This window comes from Amycolatopsis sp. NPDC005003 (assembly GCF_053600695.1).
This window is the reverse complement of the sequence record NZ_JBSGAI010000044.1, coordinates 1-19,529: the sequence shown is the minus strand read 5'-3', so window position 1 is coordinate 19,529 and position 19,529 is coordinate 1. Positions and strand designations below refer to the sequence as shown.

At 73.3% G+C, this 19,529-nt stretch carries 18 protein-coding genes and 1 pseudogene; 15 read left to right on the top strand and 4 right to left on the bottom strand.

Annotation, left to right across the window (positions count from 1 at the left end):
* Positions 1 to 360 (bottom strand): hypothetical protein (locus ACWED2_RS37855; protein WP_449695325.1); only part of this gene is annotated, 360 nt, incomplete at its 3' end.
* Between the two features lie 47 nt (positions 361 to 407).
* Here ACWED2_RS37855 and ACWED2_RS37850 point away from each other — a divergent pair.
* From ACWED2_RS37850 to ACWED2_RS37800, 11 genes and pseudogenes are all read left to right on the top strand, one after another.
* A complete protein-coding gene (locus ACWED2_RS37850; RefSeq protein ID WP_449695324.1) occupies positions 408 to 2,249 on the top strand; it encodes a dynamin family protein in 1,842 nt (613 codons plus the stop codon).
* Positions 2,246 to 3,718: a dynamin family protein gene (locus ACWED2_RS37845; protein ID WP_449695323.1), complete on the top strand. Its 1,473-nt coding sequence runs from the start codon at positions 2,246 to 2,248 to the stop codon at positions 3,716 to 3,718. The genes ACWED2_RS37850 and ACWED2_RS37845 overlap by 4 nt, the downstream gene beginning before the upstream one ends.
* Entirely contained in the window at positions 3,715 to 4,989 is a 1,275-nt protein-coding gene (locus ACWED2_RS37840) for a hypothetical protein (protein ID WP_449695322.1), read from the top strand. Before ACWED2_RS37845 ends, ACWED2_RS37840 begins: the two co-directional genes overlap by 4 nt.
* A gap of 1 nt (position 4,990) precedes the next feature.
* Complete coding sequence (locus ACWED2_RS37835; protein ID WP_449695321.1) at positions 4,991 to 6,550, top strand: Hsp70 family protein; 1,560 nt, start codon at positions 4,991 to 4,993, stop codon at positions 6,548 to 6,550.
* Between the two features lie 30 nt (positions 6,551 to 6,580).
* Positions 6,581 to 6,904, top strand: coding sequence for a divalent-cation tolerance protein CutA (gene cutA / locus ACWED2_RS37830; protein ID WP_449695320.1), 324 nt, complete (start codon positions 6,581 to 6,583; stop codon positions 6,902 to 6,904).
* Between the two features lie 9 nt (positions 6,905 to 6,913).
* Positions 6,914 to 7,621, top strand: a complete 708-nt coding sequence (locus ACWED2_RS37825) for an RraA family protein (RefSeq protein WP_449695319.1) — start codon at positions 6,914 to 6,916, stop codon at positions 7,619 to 7,621.
* Positions 7,622 to 7,688: 67 nt separating this feature from the next.
* Positions 7,689 to 8,131, top strand: a pseudogene (locus ACWED2_RS37820) (DUF6292 family protein).
* A gap of 128 nt (positions 8,132 to 8,259) precedes the next feature.
* A complete protein-coding gene (locus ACWED2_RS37815; RefSeq protein WP_449695318.1) occupies positions 8,260 to 8,907 on the top strand; it encodes a response regulator transcription factor in 648 nt (215 codons plus the stop codon).
* A gap of 71 nt (positions 8,908 to 8,978) precedes the next feature.
* Positions 8,979 to 9,377: an ATP-binding protein gene (locus tag ACWED2_RS37810; protein ID WP_449695317.1), complete on the top strand. Its 399-nt coding sequence runs from the start codon at positions 8,979 to 8,981 to the stop codon at positions 9,375 to 9,377.
* Between the two features lie 48 nt (positions 9,378 to 9,425).
* On the top strand, positions 9,426 to 10,847 hold the full coding sequence (locus ACWED2_RS37805; RefSeq protein ID WP_449695316.1) for a PAS domain-containing sensor histidine kinase: 1,422 nt from the start codon (positions 9,426 to 9,428) through the stop codon (positions 10,845 to 10,847).
* Complete coding sequence (locus tag ACWED2_RS37800) at positions 10,844 to 11,224, top strand: response regulator (RefSeq protein ID WP_449695315.1); 381 nt, start codon at positions 10,844 to 10,846, stop codon at positions 11,222 to 11,224. Before ACWED2_RS37805 ends, ACWED2_RS37800 begins: the two co-directional genes overlap by 4 nt.
* 3 nt (positions 11,225 to 11,227) lie before the next feature.
* Here the strand turns inward: ACWED2_RS37800 and ACWED2_RS37795 are convergent, their stop codons facing one another.
* Complete coding sequence (locus ACWED2_RS37795; RefSeq protein WP_449695314.1) at positions 11,228 to 11,620, bottom strand: STAS domain-containing protein; 393 nt, start codon at positions 11,618 to 11,620, stop codon at positions 11,228 to 11,230.
* Between the two features lie 340 nt (positions 11,621 to 11,960).
* Between ACWED2_RS37795 and ACWED2_RS37790 the strand changes: the two genes are divergently transcribed.
* Positions 11,961 to 14,531: a hypothetical protein gene (locus tag ACWED2_RS37790; protein ID WP_449695313.1), complete on the top strand. Its 2,571-nt coding sequence runs from the start codon at positions 11,961 to 11,963 to the stop codon at positions 14,529 to 14,531.
* A 14-nt stretch (positions 14,532 to 14,545) separates the two neighbouring features.
* Here ACWED2_RS37790 and ACWED2_RS37785 read toward each other — a convergent pair whose 3' ends face one another.
* On the bottom strand, positions 14,546 to 15,316 hold the full coding sequence (locus tag ACWED2_RS37785; protein WP_449695312.1) for a class I SAM-dependent methyltransferase: 771 nt from the start codon (positions 15,314 to 15,316) through the stop codon (positions 14,546 to 14,548).
* Between the two features lie 136 nt (positions 15,317 to 15,452).
* Positions 15,453 to 16,898, bottom strand: a complete 1,446-nt coding sequence (locus tag ACWED2_RS37780; RefSeq protein WP_449695311.1) for a phenylacetate--CoA ligase family protein — start codon at positions 16,896 to 16,898, stop codon at positions 15,453 to 15,455.
* 28 nt (positions 16,899 to 16,926) lie between these two features.
* Here ACWED2_RS37780 and ACWED2_RS37775 point away from each other — a divergent pair, with 28 nt between their 5' ends.
* The 3 genes from ACWED2_RS37775 (at position 16,927) to ACWED2_RS37765 (ending at position 19,421) form a co-directional block, all read left to right on the top strand.
* Positions 16,927 to 17,415, top strand: a complete 489-nt coding sequence (locus ACWED2_RS37775) for a MarR family winged helix-turn-helix transcriptional regulator (RefSeq protein WP_449695310.1) — start codon at positions 16,927 to 16,929, stop codon at positions 17,413 to 17,415.
* A gap of 875 nt (positions 17,416 to 18,290) precedes the next feature.
* Positions 18,291 to 19,013, top strand: a complete 723-nt coding sequence (locus tag ACWED2_RS37770) for a hypothetical protein (protein ID WP_449695309.1) — start codon at positions 18,291 to 18,293, stop codon at positions 19,011 to 19,013.
* A 102-nt stretch (positions 19,014 to 19,115) separates the two neighbouring features.
* Entirely contained in the window at positions 19,116 to 19,421 is a 306-nt protein-coding gene (locus tag ACWED2_RS37765; RefSeq protein WP_449695308.1) for a DUF1883 domain-containing protein, read from the top strand.
* Positions 19,422 to 19,529 lie beyond the last annotated feature (108 nt).

Below are 19,529 nucleotides of genomic sequence, written 5' to 3'. Positions count from 1 at the left end.
GAGCAGGCTTCGACCGGTGGTCACGGGAGCATCTTCCAGAACGAGCAGGGTTCCGGTGGTCACGGTGGGAGCCAGTTCAACGAGCAGGCCTCGACCGGCGGCCACGGCAACATCTTCCAGAACGAACAGGGCCAAGGCCACGGCGGGAACCAGTTCAACGAGCAGGCTTCCACGGGCGGCCACGGCAACATCTTCCAGAACGAACAGGCCCAGGGCCACCACGGCGGCAACCAGTTCAACGAGCAGGCGGCCACCGAGCACCACGGCCACGAACACGAACACCACGGCCACGAACACCACGGCGGCCACGACCACGGTCACCACGCCGACCACCACGACCACCACCACGACGTCGACCACTACTGAGCCGGCGCCGGAGACCCCGTGAACGAACCAGAGGAGCGGTCATGCAGGAGCCGAGTGGCGGGGGGCGCATCGCCCTCGACACCCTCGACCTGGCCGTCAAGGGTGCGAAGGCCTACGGGCGGGACGATCTCGTCCAGCGCCTCACCGACGCCCGGCGCCTGCTCACCGAACCCGACGTCACCGTCTACGTCGTCGGGGAATTCAAGCAGGGCAAGAGTTCGCTCATCAACGCACTGCTGACCGCGAAGATCTGCCCGGTCGACGACGACATCGCGACCGCGGTGCCGACCGTCGTCCGATTCGCGCCGGAGTCCGGGGCCCTGGCGACCTACGAGCCGGCCGACCCGTCGTCGCCGCCGTGGACCGAGCGGATCTCCCTCGAAGACCTCCCGAACCATGTCTCCGAAGCCGGGAATCCCGGCAACGTCCGCAAGCTCAAGTCGGTCACCGCGTCGATCAGCCGCCAGCTGCTCTCCGGCGGGCTGGTGCTGGTCGACACGCCCGGCGTCGGCGGGCTCGGCTCGCTGCACAACGCCGTCACCGTGAGCTCCCTCCCGCGGGCGCACGCGGTCCTCTTCCTCTCCGACGCCTCGCAGGAGCTCACCGGCGCCGAGCTGCGGTTCCTCCGCACGGTGAAAGAACTCTGCCCGGCCGTCTTCTTCGTCCTCACCAAGATCGACCTCTACCCGCAGTGGCGGCGCATCCTCGAGCTCAACGCCGGCCACCTCGAAGCCTGCGGCATCCCCATCGACACGGTCGCCGTCTCGTCGGAGCTGCGCACCGTCGCCGCACGCTCGGCCGACCAGGAGATGAACGTCGAATCCGGCTTCCCGCAGCTGGTCAAGCGCCTGCAGGGGGTGGTCGGGGACGCCGAGCGGGCCGCGCTCAACGCCGTCGGCCTGCACGTCGGGTCCGCGGTCGGCCAGCTGCACGCCGGGCTGCGCGCCCGCCGCACCGCGCTCGCCCACCCCGAGCAGTCCGCCGCGCTCGTCGCGGAACTCGACCGGGTCAACGACCGCGTCGACGCGCTGCGCAGCCAGTCCGCCAAGTGGCAGCAGCTGCTCTTCGACGGCTTCGCCGACATTTCGTCCGATGTGGACTACGACCTGCGTGCCCGCTCCCGCGGCGTCCTCCACGAGGCCGAAGAGGCCATCGAGGAGGGCGACCCCGCCAAGAACTGGGCCGAGTTCGAGAAGTGGCTGCGGCAGCGCCTGGCGAACGAGACGCTCGAGAACTACACGACCTTCGTCAGGCAGGCCAGGGTTCTGGCCGGCCGGGTCGCCGACCACTTCGAACTCGCCGAATCCCAGGCCGTGCTGCCGCGCGAGGTCCAGGCGCCGGTGAAAGTCGTCGAGGAGATCGACATCGACTCCTCCTTCACCGGCGTCAAGACCCGCGGCGCCACCGGGATGGCCGCGTTCCAGAAGGCCTACAGCGGCTTCCTGATGTTCTCGATGCTCACCAAGATGGCCGCGCTGGCCATCCCGACGCCGTTCGGGGTGGCGGCCGGCCTGCTCATGGGCCGGTCCGGCTTCGTCGACGAGCGCAAGCGGCAGCTGGAGAAGCGCCGCGGCCTGGCCAAGACGGCGGTGCGCCGGTTCGTCGACGAGTTCAACCTCCAGGTCGGCAAGGATTCCCGCGACGCGATGCGGACCGTCCAGCGAGAGCTCCGGGACGCCTACAGCGCGCGCGTCGAGGAACTTCAGCGCTCCCTCACCGAAGCCCTCGCGAACGCCAAGAAAGCCGTCGTCGACGACGACGCCGAGGCGGCGGAGCTCAAGCGGCTCGAGGCCGACATCGAAGCCCTCGAAGTGCTGGGCCGCCGGGCCGAGGAGCTCACCGTCCGCAGCACTCCCCAGCTCGTGAAGGCGGTGGCCCGATGACGCCGCTCCACCTCCAGGTCCGCGGGTTCGTCGCCCGAGCGTGCGCCGGTTACGCGGGCTCGCCCGCCGAGCCGCAGCTGCGGCAGATCGCCGGCCGGCTCGCCGAACCGCTGCGGGTCGCGATCGCCGGCCGCGTCAAGGCCGGGAAGTCCACCCTGCTCAACGCCCTCGTCGGCCAGGAGCTGGCGGCGACCGACGCGGGGGAGTGCACCCGGGTCGTCACCTGGTACCGCAACGGGCCGACCTACCGGATCATGCTGCACCCGGTCCGCGGCATGCCGCGCCAGCTGCCCTTCGGACGGCTGTCCGGCACCCTCGGGCTCGAGCTCGGCATGGCGCCCGAAGACGTCGACCGGCTCGTCGTCGACTGGCCGTCGCCCGCACTGCGCGCGATGACGCTGATCGACACGCCCGGGCTCGGTTCGGCCCGCGCGGAGGTCTCGGGCCGCACCGAAGCGGCGCTGGTGCCCGAGGGTGACGGCGTGGGCACCGCGGACGCCGTGGTGTACCTGATGCGGCACGTGCACGGCGACGACGTCCGCTTCCTCGACGCCTTCCACGACGACCCGGCGCAGCGGCGCCCGGTGAACACCATCGGCGTGCTGGCGAAGGCCGACGAAGTCGGGCACGCCCGGGCCGACGCGCTCGACTCGGCGGCGAAGATCGCCGGCCGCTACGCCCGCGACCCCCGCGTCCGCGGGCTCTGCCAGACCGTGGTCCCGGTGGCCGGCCTGCTGGCCAGCTCCGCGGCGACGCTCAAGGAGTCCGAGTTCCGCGCGTTCCGGCGGCTCGCGGCCGCGCCGGAGACCGAGGTGGCGAGGCTGCTGACATCGGCCGACCGGTTCGCCGGCGAAGCCGAAGTGGACGTCCCGGCGGCCGAACGCGCCGAGCTGCTGGCCCGCTACGGCCTGTTCGGCGTGCGGCTGGCGGTCGAGCTGGTCGGCGGCGAGCTGGTGACGGGCGCCCGGGCGTTGTCCGGCGAGCTGCTCGCCCGCAGCGGCCTGCACCGCCTCCGGTCGCTGCTGACCACCCAGTTCGCGGCGCGGGCCGACGTGCTCAAGGCCCGGTCGGCACTGCAGGCGGCCGAGCAGGTGCTGCGCGCCTACCCGGACCGCACCGGCGGCCTGCTGCACGAATGGGAGCGGATCGTCGCCGGGGCGCACGAGTTCGCCGAGATCCGGCTGATCGATTCGATCCGGCTCGGCGTCGTGCTGTTCACCACCGACGAAGCCCGCGACGCGGAACGGCTGCTCGGTGCGGCCGGGGTGGACGTGCCGAGCCGCCTCGGCCTGCCGGGCGACGCGGGCCGCACCGCGATCCGGCAGGCGCTCGGCGCGCAGCTGCTGAGGTGGCAGCGGCGCGCCGAGCACCCCGCGTCCCCGCGCGACATCCGCGACGCGGCGCGCGTGCTGGTCCGCACCTGCGAAGGAATCCTGCTCAGCGAAGCCAGGGCGGAGGTCCTGTCGTGAACGAGCTGCCGAAGAAGATCAAGCGGGCGGCCGGGGCCGTCGCCGGCGCCGTCGCGTCCGAAGTGGCGGGGAACCTGCTGACGCCGGGCGCGCCCCCGCCGCCACCTCCGCCCCAGCCGGAACCGGTCGCGGCGCAGGCCCCGCCGGAAGCCCACGAGTACGTGCCGCAGGTCGAGACCAGCACCGTCACCCGCGGCGAGGACGGCCACGTGGAAGCGCAGACCGGCACGGTCTGGCACCCGGAGACCGCCGGCGGCCTGCCGCTGGCGGAGCTGCCCACCGTCGAGGAGTTCGAACAGATCGACGTCCGCGAAGACGAGTTCGGCAACTTCATCATCGACGCGACCGAGCGGTTCGTGGTGCACAACCACGGCCACGACGAGGTGTACGTCGACCACCAGCACCTCGTCGTCCCCGGCGACGGGACCCCCGGCGACACGGACATCGACATCGTCCAGGACGCCGACATCGTGATCCACGAGAACCCCGACGGCACGATCACCGTGGAGCACGAGGGTTCGCTGACCTACGAGCTCACCCCCGACGCGCCGGGGCACGGCGACATCGAGGTGTTCCAGGACGAGACGGTGCTCCTCGACGAGGCCGAGACCGGGCCGCCCGGGATCGAGGTCGGGGTCGTCGTGGACGAGCAGGCCAAGGCCGACGACCCGTTCGGCGAGCCGACCGGGCCGACCATCCACCAGACCGAGGTGATCGCCGACAAGGGGCGCGGTGCCACGGTGACCGCGCAGGTCACCGCCCCGGCGCCGGCCGTGCCCGGTACGCCGCCCCCGCCGGTCGTCACGATCGCCCGTGTCCCGTCCACAGTGGACAGCACGCCGGTGGCCGTCGAGACCACGCTGGCGGCTTCGGCGTCGCTCGCCGAGCACCCCGTCCCGCGGCACAGCTTCGGCGCCGGACGCGAACCGGTGCACCACGACGCCGGCGAGGTCACCGGCACCCGGGCGCACCCGGTGGAGAAGGAGCACCCGTTCGAGCCACCGGGGCACCCGGGCACCGCGGCGGAGGAGCACCCGTTCGAGCCGCCGCGGCACCACGAGCCGGAGCCGGACCCCGTGCCGGACGCGCGGCACCTGCCGGACGCGCAGGACCTGCCGGACGCGCGGCACCTGCCGGGCGACCCGCCGCCGGAGCCGCACGATCCGCCGCCGGAGGCACCCCACGACCCGCCGGCGCACGAAGACCACCTCGAGGAGCCGGTCCCCGGAGACCACCCGGCTCCGGACCACACGGACACCGGCGGAGGCTGACATGGGTTACGGACTGGGCATCGACCTCGGCACCACCTTCACGGCCGCCGCCGTCGACCGGGCCGGTCACGTCGAGATGGTCACGCTCGGCGACCGCACGGCGGCCATCCCGTCGGTGGTGCTGCTGCGGGCGGACGGCGGCGTGCTCGTCGGAGACGCGGCGAGCCGGCGCGCGGCGGTCGAACCCGACCGGGTGGCCCGGGAGTTCAAGCGGCGCCTGGGCGACCCGACACCGGTGCTGCTCGGCGGCGCGCCGCACTCGGTGGCGTCGCTGATGGCCCACCTGCTCGGATACGTGGTGCGGACGGTCGCCGGGCAGCAGGGCGGCCGCCCGGACCGGATCACGCTCACCCACCCGGCGAACTGGGGACCGTACAAACGGGAGCTGTTCGAGCAGGTGCCGAAGCTGACCGGGATCGACCGCGTCGGCCTGATCACCGAGCCCGAGGCCGCGGCGGCCCACTACGCGGCCCAGGAACGCCTCGACGACGGTGCGGTCGTCGCGGTGTACGACCTCGGCGGCGGCACGTTCGACGCGACCGTGCTCCGCAAGCGCAATGGCGGCTTCGAAATCCTCGGCACGCCGGAAGGCATCGAGGGCCTGGGCGGGATCGACTTCGACGAGGCCGTGTTCGGGCACGTCGATCGAGCCCTCGACGGGAAGCTGGCGGAGATCGACCCGGACGACCCGCGCGCGGTGGCGGCGGTCGTGCGGTTGCGCCAGGAATGCGTGCTGGCCAAGGAAGCCCTGTCCGCGGACACCGAAGTGGCCGTGCCGGTGCTGCTGCCGTCGGTGCAGACCGAGGTCCGGCTGACCCGCGGCGAGTTCGAGGAGATGATCCGCCCGTCGCTCACGGCGACGATCGGTTCGCTGCACCGCGCCCTGCGTTCGGCGAACCTGCGTCCGGCGGACCTCGGTGCCGTGCTGCTGGTGGGTGGCTCGTCGCGGATCCCGCTGGTGTCCCAGCTGGTGTCCGCGGAGCTCGGCCGCCCGACGGCGGTCGACATCCACCCGAAGTACGGCGTCGCGCTCGGCGCGGCGGCGCTCGCCTCCGGTCGCTCCGGGCTGGTGCAGGCGACGGAGTCGAGGCCGGCGGTCCCGCCGGTGGCCGACGCCCCGCGGGTGCCGTCGCCGCGGCAGGAGACGCGCGCGATGGCGATGCCCGAGTTCGGCGCGGGCACACCGCCCCCGGCGCTGGGCAAGGGCGGCTCGACCCCGGGCCGGCGGGCCTCCCGCCGCGGCGTGGTGGTGGGCCTGTGCGCGGTGGCGGTCGTGGCGATCGGCGGCGTGGCGGTGGCGGTGGCCAGCTCCGGCGGCAGCCCGGCCGGGAACACCCCGGCGCCGTCGACGACTTCGGCGAGCGAGACAGCCTCGCTGGTGACGCTGCCGCCGCCGGAGACACCGCAGACGACCCACGCGACGGTGGTCCCGCGCACGGACGCCCCGACGACCCGCCGCAAGACGACGCCACCCCGCACGACGACCACCCCGACCAGGACGACCACACCGACGACGACCACGACCCCGCCGACCACGACGAGCACGAAGACGACGACCTGACCCGGGCGCGGCGCCGGTAGCCTCGCGGGTATGGCGGCAGAACACGTGATCGTGACGTCCACGACCGGCTCGGAAGCGGCGGCCCGCGAGCTCGCCACCCAGGCGGTGGACGCCCGCCTCGGCGCCTGCGCCCAGGTCGTCGGCCCGATCACCAGCGTCTACCGGTGGGATGGCGCGGTGCAGACCGACCAGGAGTGGCGGGTCGAAATCAAGACCACCGCCGAGCGCGTCCCGGCGCTCACCGAACGCCTCCGGCAGCTGCACGGCTACGACCTGCCGGAGGTCGTCGCCACCCCGATCACCGGCGGCAGCGCCGAATACCTGGCGTGGCTGACCGCCGAGACCGCTGGCTAGATTCGGCGGATGGACCACGATGGACTCAGACAGCGGTTCGCGACGCTGACCACGGCTCACCTCGCCGACGCGTGCATCCGCGCCGGGCTCCCGGTGCGCTGCGCGCCGGCGCCGACGCGCGCGGTGGTGCCGGGCAGCCGCCTGTTCGGCCCGGCCGTGCCGGCCCGGCACGTCGGCAGCGTCGACGTCTTCCTCGAAGCGTTCGAGGACGCCCCCGCCGGCGGCGTGCTGGTGGTCGACAACGGCGGCCGGCTCGACGAAAGCTGCGTCGGCGACCTCGTCGTCCTCGAGGCGCGGGCCGCCGGGCTCGCCGGCGTGGTCATCTGGGGCCTGCACCGCGATACCGCCGACATCCGCGCCATCGGCCTGCCGGTGTTCAGCCTCGGCTCGCTGCCCACCGGCCCGCTCAGCCTCGGGCCGCGCGTCGAGGGCGGGCTGGCCGAAGCGATCGTCGGGACGTGGCGGATCGGGCCGGCGGACCTCGTGCTCGGCGACGACGACGGCGTCCTCTTCGTCCCGCTCGCCCGGGCGGGTGAACTGTTCACCCTCGCCGAAGGAATCCGCGACACCGAACGCCGGCAGGCCGACCGGATCCGCGGCGGCGAACCGTTGCGCGAGCAGCTGCGGTTCGGTGAATTCCTCGCGGCCCGCAAAACGAATCCGTCCTTGACTTTCCGCGCGCATCTCCGGTCGGTCGGTGGCGCCATCGAAGAATAAACACGAAAGTGTGATCGGTCGCCGAATCGGGTATTCCGGGCCTGCAGCGGGTGCGGGAGGCGGAACCATGAACACGCTCATCGGCTTCGGCAGGGACGTCGAATACCACTTCGCCCGGGGGCTGCGTGCCTATCTCGCCCGGGTGGCCCAGGCGGTCGGCGTCGGCTTCGAATCGTGTGCGCTCGATCTCGACGTGCCCGCCGCCGGGTACGTCGCCCTCGACCGGACGCCCCCGGACCGGCCGGGGCACGACCTGGCCCTCCTCTGGGACGAGGTGCACGGCTGGTCGGCGGTCGTCGAGCCGGCCGGCGGCGGCTCGGCGGCCCGGAGGTCCTGCCCCCGCCCGGCGCGGTCGCCCGGTTCCTCGAGCTGCTGCGGGTCGCCGGGCCGCCCGCCGGCTCGGTCCGGCCGCCGGTGTTCCGGGCGGCGGGCCACCACGAGGACCTCGTCGACTGGCTGCCGGTCACCGGTCCCGAAGGGCTGCTGCGGCCGAGCTCGCCCGCCTGGTGACCGGCGGCGATCCCGGGCCCGGGCGCCTAGGATGGGCGCTCACACCGTTTCGGGGGTCCGGGTGGCGAAGCCCCCGGCCTCGGGGCGGAGACCCGGTTGTCCAGACGCCACCGGAGTGAGGGAACACCGTGAGCAGCGCCGAGGAGCCCCGACCCGTCCGTGTCCTGCTCGTCGAGGACCACGACATGGTCGCCGAAGCGCTGCAGCTGGCGCTCGACCGCGCCGACGGGATCACCGTGGTGGGCCGGGCCCGGTCCCGGGCGGAGGCGGTGGCCGACGTGCTCGAACACGGCCCGGACGTCGTGGTGCTGGACCGGCGGCTCGCCGACGGCGACGCGCTCGGCGTCATCGCGCAGCTCGGCGCGGGTGGCGCGCGGGTGCTGGTGCTCACCGGCGACGCGACACCCGCGGTCGCCGTGCAGGTGGCCAAGGCGGGCGGTGCGGGGCTGCTGCTGAAGTCCTCGCAGCTCGGCGTGCTCGAATCGGCCGTGCGGGACGTGGCCGCCGGCGGCGTGGTCTTCGACCCGGAGTTGCTGCCCGGCGTGTTCGACCGGCTCACCGGCCGGGGCGCGGGCGGGGGCGCGGCGCTGACCGCCCGGGAACGCGAAACCCTCGACCTGCTCGCCGAAGGCGCGACCACCGACGAGATCGGCCGTCGGCTGGGCGTCTCCCGCAACACCACGCGCAACCACGTCCAGCGGGTGCTGGAAAAGCTCGGCGCGCGGTCGAAGCTCGAAGCCGTCGCGGTGGCGCGCCGGGAGGGCCTCATCGGCTGATGCAGCTGCACCAGCCGGGTGGGGGCTTTTGCATCTCGCGCCGCCGGGTGCGCTTCGAGCAGGCTTGCGTCGTGACCATCCCTGTCCCGCTCACCGCGGAGTGCGTGCTGACCGGCTCGCCGGGCGGGCTCGCCCTCGCCCGCCGGTTCACCCGGCTGGCCCTGCTCGCCTGGACCGACGGCGCCGCCGTCGACGACGCGCTCCTGGTGGTCACCGAGCTCGCGACGAACGCGCTGCGCCACGGCCGCGGCGAACCGGTCCTGCGGCTGAGCGTCGACGGCGGGGACGTGCGCATCGAGGTCTTCGACGACAACCCGGCGCCCCCGGTTCGGCGCCCCGCGGGGGACGACGGCGGCTGGGGTCTCGCCCTCGTCGACCGGCTGTCCTCGGTGCGGGGGACCGAGCGGCACGGCCGCGGGAAGGTGGTCTGGTGCGTCCTGTCCGCCTCCTCGGCCGAGCTCGCGGGCTGAGCCGCGGGTGACCGTGCCGGGCGGGTGCCGATCCGGCAGAGTTGCCGCATGGACGACGACCGGTTCCGCCTGCTGGTGCAGGGAGTGCTGGACTACGGGATCTTCATGCTCGACACCGGGGGCCGGATCTCGAGCTGGAACGCGGGGGCGGAGCGCATCAACGGGTACGCGGCGGAGGAGATCATCGGGCAGCACTTCTCGGTGTTCTACCCGGCGGAGGACGTGGCGGCGGGGAAGCCGGCCCGGGAGCTGGAGGTCGCGGTCGCGGAGGGGCGGCTGGAGGACGAGGGGTGGCGGGTGCGCAAGGACGGCACCCGGTTCTGGGCGAACGTGGTGATCACGGCCTTGTACGACGAGCGGGGGCGGTTGCACGGCTTCGGGAAGGTCACCCGGGACATGACCGAACGCCGCGCGGCGGAGCTGGCGCTGCAGGAGAGCGAGGAACGGTTTCGCCTGCTCGTCCAGAGCGTCCAGGACTACGGCATCTTCATGCTGGACACCGGCGGGCACATTTCGAGCTGGAACGCGGGCGCGGAGCGGATCAAGGGGTACACGGCCGAGGAGATCATGGGAAAGCACTTCTCGGTGTTCTACCCGGCCGAAGACGTCGCCGCCGGGAAGCCGGCCTGGGAGCTGGAGGTCGCGGTCGCGGAGGGGCGGCTGGAGGACGAGGGGTGGCGGGTGCGCAAGGACGGCACCCGGTTCTGGGCGAACGTGGTGATCACGGCCTTGTACGACGAGCGGGGGCGGTTGCACGGCTTCGGGAAGGTCACCCGCGACATGACCGAGCGCCGCAACGCCGAGCAGGCCCTGCGCGAGCGCCGCCGGCTGGTCGGGCACCTCGTCGAGGCCCAGGAGGTGGAGCGGCGCCGGATCGCCTGGGACGTCCACGACGAGTCGATCCAGTCCATGGTGGCCGTCGGCATGCGCCTGCAGCTGCTGGCCTCCCGGCTGCCGGAACCGCACGCGAGCGCCGTCGCCGGCCTCGACGAGTCGGTCGGCGCCGCGATCGCCCGCCTGCGCGGCCTGGTCTCCCGGCTGCGGCCGCCGGAACTCGACCGGCACGGCCTGGTCGAAGCGGTGACGGCCTACACCGACGACGTCGCCGGCCGCTGGGGGCTGGCACACGAGGTGCGCGACGAACTCACCGCCGAGCCGTCCCCCGAAGCGGCGATCACCGTGTACCGGATCTGCCAGGAGGCGCTCAGCAACGTCCACCGGCACGCCCGCGCCACCCGGGTCGGCGTCACGCTGTCCACAGTGGACAACGGCACGCTGGTGCGGATCACCGACGACGGCGTCGGCACGGCCGGGGGCGACGCCGGCGCGGGCCACTTCGGGCTGGTCGAGATGCACGAACGCGCCGAGGCGGCGCACGGCTGGCTCTCGGTCGACAGCAGGCCCGGCGAGGGCACCGTGGTCGAGTTCTGGCTGCCCCTGCTGCCCGACGTGACGGAGCCGGAACCGTGACCGAGCTGCGCGTGCTGATCTCCGACGACGACGTGATGATCCGCGACGTCCTCAAGGAGGTCCTGGAGTCCGAGGACGGCATCGCCGTGGTCGCGGTGGCCGGCGACGCCGACGAGGCGATCCTGCTCGCCGAGCGGCACCGGCCCACGGTCGCCGTCCTCGACGTCCGGATGCCGGGCGGCGGCGGGGCCCGGGCGGCCCGCGAGATCGCCCGGCGCAGCCCGGACACCGCCATCCTGGCGTTCTCCGCCTACGCCGACCGGGCCTCGATCGCCGGGCTGGCCGCGGCCGGGGTCACCGAATACCTGGTCAAGGGCGCGCCGAACGCGGCGATCGTCGAGGCCGTCCGGCGGCTGGGCGGCCAGGCGGCCGGGTGAACCTCACCCGGCCGGCCGGACGTTCGCGACGCAGTCGAAGCCGGTCGGCACGAGCGTGAACAGCCGCCGCACCGCACGCGACCGCCCGGCGTCCACGGTGAGGCGGGCCCCGGCCGAGTCGGCGAGCAGCTGGGCGCGCAGCAGCGAGTTCAGCCCGGCGACGGAGAAGAACGTGACGCCGTCGAGGTCGATGACGAGCTCGTCGAGTTCGCCGTGGACCCGGTCCTGCAGGACGGCGTCGAGGCGGCGGGCGGTGCCGAGGTCGACCTCGCCGGTCACCTCGACCAGTAGGGTGCGGGCGCCGGGGGAGAGCACGCGCAGGGACATGAGGCCGCCGGCGTCGAACCGGCCGGCGGTGGTGAGCTGGTGGTCGGGCGAGCGTGGTTCCGGGACCATCGCGGCACACCCTTTCCTCGGGCAGCGGGGGCGGACCGGACGGCGGGGGACGGGCATGCCGGACACGAGGCAGCCTGCCGGCCCGGGCGCGGAACGTCCGGCAGCGGCTGACGGCTCAACCGTGAGCCCTCAGCATAGTGCATCTGCACTAGGTGAACCATCGGGAGTAACCGGATGGGAAGCGAACCGGTGAACAATCGACCACCGCCGGTGCGAAGGCCGGCGCCGGCCGAGGTCGTCGAACCGGCCGGACGTCCCCGAGCGGCCGGGTTGCCGGATCACGGCCCGTAACAGAACCGACCCCCTGTGCGAGTAACCTGACACGAGGGGGTGATCGATCGTGCACGCGCGGCGATTCGGGGGGTTCGACCAAGCCGAACTGCCCGCGGCTCACCGGATCCGGTGGTGGCTCGCGGCGGTGACGGCCGGGCTCGTCGCGGCCGGCTTCGCCGTCGTGCCCTACCTGCCGTTCTTCCAGTCCTGGACGTTCGTGCGCGACCCGAAGGTCGCCGCCGTGATCACCTGGACCGTGCTCCAGACGTCCGTGGTGCTCGTCTCCGCCGTCCTGACGCTGTACTTCACCGGCCGGGCGCGGCTGGAAAGCGCCGCCTACCGGGCCAACCAGATCGACATCCGGGTGTTCGTCGACGAGCGGCCCGAAGGCAGCCACGACCGCGAGATCGACTCCGCCGTCGAACTGACCGCCACCTTCAAGCGGTTCCTCAACGACTCCCGCCTCTACACCCCGACGCCGGTGCCGGGTGCCGGCAGCTCCTACGACTTCCTCCAGATCGTCGAGCACGCCGGCGATGCCGCGGAGGGCTGGTGGAAGGCGGTCACGAAGGTGATCCGGCTGGCCCAGCCACCCGCCGCGTTCACCGTCACCGGCACCGTCCGGCCCGGCAACACCCCCGGCCGCCACCAGCTCATCCTCGAGCTCGTGCGCGTCCCGCGCTTCGCCGCGAGCCCGCTGGTGATCGAGGACGCCAACTGGCCGCGCGTGCTGCACCGCGCGGCGAACGCGGTGGCCGCGCTGGTCATCCCGCGCAGCGCGTACGTGCGCTCGAACATCCACTGGGCGGCCTGGCGTGGCGCGAAGATCCCGTACGAGCTCTTCGACGCCTACCAGCGCGCCAACCACTTCATCGCCTACCGCCGCTACGACGAGGCCCTTGCCGAGTACTACCGCGCGGTCAGCCTCGACCCGGCCAACGTGTACGTCAGGCTCGAGATCGCCGCCCTCCAGGAGCAGCTCGACCTGCACCTCGACGCGCTCGCCACGTACGACGACGTGATCACCGTGTGCAGCCGGGGGCACCCGCGGCTGGCCCGCTGGTGGATCGGCCCCGACTTCGCACGCCAGCCCCGCCACGCCGGCCGCGGCCGCGACGTCGCCCTGCTCATCGCCCGCTACCGGCACGCGCTCGTCCTCGGCCACGGCGACTCCGTGGCCGGGTCCTGGTGGGTGCGGCGCACCACCGCGGGCGCCCCCGGCGACGCGCGGGCCCAGCGGCGCGCCGAGCTGCGGGCGGCGATCGAGCTGCGCTTCCGCCGGTACGTCGACCTCGACGTCCGGACGCGCCCGTACGCGATCCCGCGTGAGAAGCGGCTCGAGCTGCACCGGCGCGTGCTGCGCGTGCCGGTGCCGGAAATCCTGGTGAGCGAGGCGTCGCCGGAGGAGCTGGCGGAGTACAACCAGCGCGCCGCCGAGATGCGCTCGTACTTCGGCGCGCTGTCGCAGTACGAAATCGAGCGGCTCATCGAGGACTACCGCCGGTTCGGCCGCCGCTGGCGCCGCAGCTGGAAACAGCTGACGAACCGCGCCCTCGACCTGTCCCTGGTCTGGTCGGTGGTGCGGCGGGCGATGGCGGACGTCGAGCCGGTGACCGGCGCGGTGCCCGAGCCCCAGCCCGCCTACCCCGGCAGCCGCGTCCGGCTGGCCGACGTCTGCCCGGACCGGCGCTGGCCGCCGGACCCGGCTGCGCTCGACGCCACCGTCGAAGCCGCCGGGCCCCGCCGGTCGTGGGAGGAGTGCTACAACGCGGCGAGCGTGTACGCGGTCGCGATGCTCGAAGTCGGCCCGCGCGGCGAACGCGACCTGCGCGACCGCGCGCGCAACCCGCGGCTGCTCGGCGAGGCGCGGGACGAAGTGGCCCGCCGTGCCGTCCGCGAGCTCTACCACGCGGCGACGATCAGCCACAGCGGACGGCTGCCGGAACGCCGCTCCTGGGTGATGGGCGAGGACCCGGACCTCGCGGCCCTGCGCGGCCACGAGCTGTTCCGCGTCTTCGAGATGGTGACCTTCTCGCCGGACCGCGCGGCGCCACTGCGGCCGCAGCGCGCCCACGTCTGGGAACAGGTCGGCTACGTCCGGCGGCTCGTCGCCGAGATCGCCGGCTGCCGGGCGCACTTCTGGCGCGCCCGCGCGCTCGACGAAGGCCCGCCGCCGGACAGCCGCACCCTCGATCGCTGGCGTGCCGCCGACCGCGACGCCTGGCGGAAGCTGGCGGACCTGGCGGCCGGGAAGCAGGACTGGTACACGCGCTACCAGGCGATCTGCGCGTTCCGCGAGTGGGCGGCCGAGTCCGGCTACCCCGGCTCGATCGCCGGGTTCCCGCTGTACTGCGAGGAAAGCCTGCACGCCCAGCTCCGCGGCGCGGCGGGCCCGCGCGCGAAGACGGGCCTCGACGCGGACATCCTCGTCCGCGAGTACGTCCGGCTGTGCGACCGCCGCCTGGACCACCTGGTGGCGGACGTGGCCGAACTCGAGCAGACCCCGCTGGCCGCGGACGACTTCGCGGCCCGCGCGCAGCTGTGGGCGGCGCTGTGCTCGTGGTTCGACGACGACATCGCCGACGGGTCGTCGGCCGACGAGCGCCGCGAACGGTTCCGCAAGCTCGCGCGTCCCTGAGGCGCACCGGCCGGTCAGCCGGCGTTGCGGTAGAGGCTCGTCACCTCGCGGATTTCCGCCGCCCGCCGCTGCTGGACCTGCTCGAAGAAGCGGCTGTTGCGGATCTGGGCGGTGCGTTTGCGGCGGGTCCGCCCGGCGTCCCGCCGGAACACCGAGATGCAGTCGGTGAAGTCCGTGCCGCCCCACGGGATCAGCTCCTGGGCGACGCAGCGCAGGCCGGCCGCGGCCGAGAACCGCCGGAACTTGGCGGCCGACATGCTCGTCGCCCGCCAGTGCTCGTTCCCGATCGTGAGCTCACCGGTCTTGGCGTCCCGGTAGGAGTCCATGTTGGAATGGTGGAAAACGCCGGTGCCGCCGGGACGCAGTTTGCGGCCGAGCTGCGCCAGGTAGCCCTCGACCACGTCGTCCTCGACGTGGATCAGGGAATCCCAGCTGAACGCGAAGTCGATCGTGCCGTCGGCGACCATGTCGAGCGATCGTCCGTCGTTCACGTGGTATTCGATGTTTTCGTGGCCGGCGAAGCGCTTTCTGCAGGCCTCGATGCACGGCTCGGCGAGATCGACCAAGGTCAGCTTGTCGCTGGCGGGCAGGACGAACTGCGTGGCGCGGCCGAACCCGGGTGCGATCTCCAGTGTGTGCGCCGACGGCAGGAACGGGCCGATCCTCGGCTGGATCGCCCAGGCCCACATGCTTTCGGTGCCGCCGTAGCCGACCGACCATTCATCGCCCTTGCCGGTCCATGCGTAGTTCGTCCAGCGGTCGTGGTTTTCTTCGACGCTCGGCATGAGAACCGCCCCCTGCCCGCACAGGCAGCCGGCTCATCGGGTGACGACCCGGCCTTCCGCGCAGGATATCCGTCGGCCGGGGGGCGGCGCCAGCGGAATTCCGCCGTCACAACGGCGCTGACCTGCGGCGACGGCGCTAGGACGGCCGCGTGTAGCGGTGCTTGACCCCGGCCGGGAAGTACCCGGGGTCGCCCGCCGGGCGCAGGACGACGTCCGGCAGCTGCCGCTCCGCCGGGACGTAGTGCGCGAACTCGCTGTTGAGCCGCACCAGCTGGTCGCGCACGGCCGCCGCGATCCGGCCGGCGTCGGCGGTGGCACCCGGCGCCGTCTCGACCGTGATGCGCAGCCGCCGGTCGCGGTCGGCGTCTTCGACCGACTCGATGACGAACTTGCCCGTCACGGTGTCGCTGATGCCGGGCTGCTCCAGACCCACCGTGACGTTCTCCGGGTAGACGTTCGCGCCGAAGAACGACACCGTGAACAGCGAGCGGCCGAACACGTAGACGAATGGCAGCTCCGGGCCCGGCGGCGGCGTGAAGCCGTGCCGGGCGCAGAAGCCGAGGAGTTCGGCGTGCGGCAGGAGCCCGCCCTCGTCGGCGATGTGGTAGCGGATCAGCGGGATGCCGCCGTCCGCCGTGACGACCAGGGTGCCTTCGTGCACTTCGAAGAAGCGGCTCGCCGGGTCGTACTGCACCAGCGTCGGCAGCCGCGCGTCGCCGAAGACTTCGCGGGCCAGGTCCGGGCGGCCGGCGAAGAACCGGCGGATGCCCGCCGACTGCGGGGTTTCGGTGCCGAGCACGCCCGCGTCGGCCGTGCCGTACAGCGAAGCGATGTCGCGGACCGGGTCGGCGATCCCGGCCCGCCGGGCCACCAGCTCGCGCCACTGCTCGCTGAACACCTCGCCGGCCAGCACGAGCTTGACCGCGTACGCGGGCCAGTCGACGCCCTCGGCCAGGCCGGTGTCGACGACGTCCTTGACGAACGGCGGGTAGCCCAGCAGCACCACCTGCTCGAAGTGCGGCGCGAGCTCGGGCAGCACGCGCAGGATCTCGGCCTTGTTGTTGCCGGGCGCCACGACGGTGATCGGGCAGCCCTTGGCGGCGAGGTGGCGCACGCACGCCGTGGTGAACAGGCCGCCGACCCAGGTGCCGAGCGGGAAGCAGACGACGGCGAGGGTGCGGCGCCGATCGGCCTCGAAGGCACCGGCCAGCACCTGCTCGAACCGCCTCGCGACGTGCAGTTCGTCTTCGAGCGCCCGGGGCCAGACGGTCGGGTGGCCGCTGGAGCCGGACGAGACGGCGATCATGTCGAGCCCGTCGAACGTGCCGCCGCGGCAGAGCTCGGGCAGCGGGTACTTCCGGTGGTAGCCGTCCTTGCCGACCAGCGGCAGCGCCCGGAACTCGGCCATCGTCCCGACGGTCTGCGGCCCGATCCCGTGCTCCCGCAGGAATTCCCGGTACGCGGGCACGGTTTCGGCGGTGCGGCGAAACAGTTCGAGGACGTGGTCTTCCGACGGCGGCTCCGCGGTGCCGAAGAAGGTGTCGAACGCCTGCCGCACGCGGGTCTGCCGACCGAGGTCCATGATCGGAGCATAGCGGCGGGGGCGTGTCATGATGGGCGCCGTGAGCACCTCCGCCCAGGAGCACCCCGCCGGCGCGCCGTTGACCCTGTACCTGGTCAAACGGCTCGAGCTGGTGATCAGGGCCCTGCTCGACGACGCCCTGCGGCCGCTCGGGCTCACCACGCTGCAGTACACGGCGCTGACCGTGCTCGAAGCCAGCGGCGCGCTGTCTTCGGCGCAGCTGGCCCGCCGGTCGTTCCTGCGCCCGCAGACCATGCACGAAATGGTGCTGACGCTGGAAAAGCGCGGCTTGATCGCGCGGACCCCGAAGGCGGGCAACAAGCGCGTCCTGCTGGCCGGCCTCACCGACGCCGGGCGCGCGTTGCTCGCGGGCTGCGCACCGGCGGTCGCGGAGCTGGAGAACGCGCTCCTGGCCGACTTGAGCCCGGGCCAGCGCGCGACGTTCCGCGAGGGCCTGCAGCACGGCGTCACGGCACTGGGAGCGCTGTCAGGACAGCGGCGGGCGCAGGAAGCCTGATTTCGGCGGAGGTACCGCCGCGCGGGCACCTGGTCCATCCACCTCACCCGACTGGAGTCTCCGGTCGGCCGTGGTGACACCGAGGTACTAGGCCGGACGAGTGGAAGCGCCAGGCGGCCCGTAGCAGGGGTGTGACCGGAGCCGTTGGAGGGTACGTCCCATGCCTGTTCTCACCGTGGAGGTTCGCCGACGTGACCGGGGCTCGCGAGGTGGGCGGCGCGTCCGTCGCCGCTCGCAGGCTGCTGGTACTGGCGGGCGCGGTGGCCGGCTTCTGGCTGGTGACGTGGCTGACCTCCGCCGACGCCGACGCGGCGCCTCAGGCCGAGGATCCGATCGGGGCGGTGGTTTCGCCTCTGCAGGACGCGAGCCGCCTGCCGAAGGTCGAGGTCGCGCCCCGGGCAGCCCTGCGGGCTCCGGGAGCTGTCGTGCCGCCGGTTCCTCAAGCGGTCGCCCGGACAGTGTCGGGTGCGGGTGTGCCAGTGAGCCGGACTGCCGCGACGGGTGCTGCTGGTTCGCCTGCCGGGGCGAGCGCGGCCGGGGTGTCGGCGGTGGGTGCCGTGCGATCTGCTGGACGTGCGGCTGGGCCGGTGGGACGGGCGGGTGGGTTGGCTGCTACCCCTGTTGCGGCGAGCACAGCCGCGGCGGTTGAGCCGGTGTCGCGGGCTGCGGGTTCTGGGGAGCCGGTCGCGGGCGCTGCGGCCAATGTTGTGGCGCCGGTGGGCAAGGTTGTGCGTTCTGCTGAGCCGGTGGGGCGTGCGGTGGGTGCTGTGGTTTCGCCGGTGGGCGAACCCGTCGGAACTGTTGTGACGCCGGCGACCAAGGTCGTGCGTTCCGCCGGGCCGGTGGCGCGGGGCGCAGGTGTGGTGGCCTTGCCGGTGACCGGGACCGTCGCCGCGGTGGTGGCGCCCGTGGTGCGGAGTGCCCTTCCCGTCGTCGAGCCCGTCACCGGTGCCGCGAAGACCTTGCTCTCCCCGGTGACCAAGGCCGTCGCCGGGGTCGGCTCGCCGGTTGTCTCCGTTCTCGCTCCGCCCGTCGGCGATCTCGTCGGTGCCCTGGACCACCTGCTCAAGCCCGTCGCCGGCCCGGTGCTCGGCGCCGCTTCTCCCGCGCTGCCCGGCCTGCTCGCCCCCGTTGCCGACGGGGTCGGGCGACCCGTCGTCGTTCCCGTGGCCGAGGTGGTCGGACCGGCCGGGGCCCGGGCCGTTGTCCAGGCCGTTCCCCCGGCCGCCCGGGTGACCGTCGCGCTGCCGGATCAGCCGCTCGTTGCCGCGGCTGCCGTTCACCCCGCCGCCGGGCAAGCGTGGCGCATCGGCCCGCCCTGCTCGGCTCACTCCTCGCCCTCCTCGCCGCGGCGAAGTGCCGCTCACCAGCCGCGGCCGCAGCTCGTCGGCGGCCACCGGCCCGGGCCCGGCCCGGCGCCGGCCCGGCCCGGCCTGCCCGTGTCGTCTTCCGACGTCGCCTCCGGCAGCGGGTCCGGCTTCCCGCCCGCCTGCCTGAGCGCGGGCAACGCTCCGCACCACTTCCGGGCGTCCCCTTGGGCGCACGGGGACTTCGTGCCGCTGTGGCGGCCCTCCGAACCGGGCACCGGGCCCGGCTAGTCCCGTTCCGATCTTCCGCCCGTCGTGTGCTCCGCGGCGCGATCCGCGCTGCCCGCGACCGCCGAACTCGAATCGAAAAACCACGCGTGGAAGAGGGACGAAATGGAAGCGAGCGTGTTCGACCTGGGGAAGGTGCGAAGAGACGCGGTGGTCACCGTCCGCCTGGACGCGATGGCCAACGTCAGGTTGCTGACCGCGGTCAACTTCCAGGCCTACCGGCGCCGGCAGTACTACCGGATGCACGGCGGGGTGGCCACCGCACCGATGTTCAAGATCCACATCCCGGCCAACGCCCACTGGTTCCTGGTGATCGACGTCGAGGGCCTCGAAGCCCGGCCCCTGCGCCCGCGGGTGACCGTCGAACCGGAAGCGGCCGTCGCGGCCCGCGGACGCGGCTGCCGGGAGTGAACGTCCCCTTCGCGGCCGACGGCCGGGCCACGGTGTCACGCCCGGGCAAGAGAGTGTGCCGCAACCGGATCAACCACATCGACGCGTACATCGTTTCCTGCCTTCTGC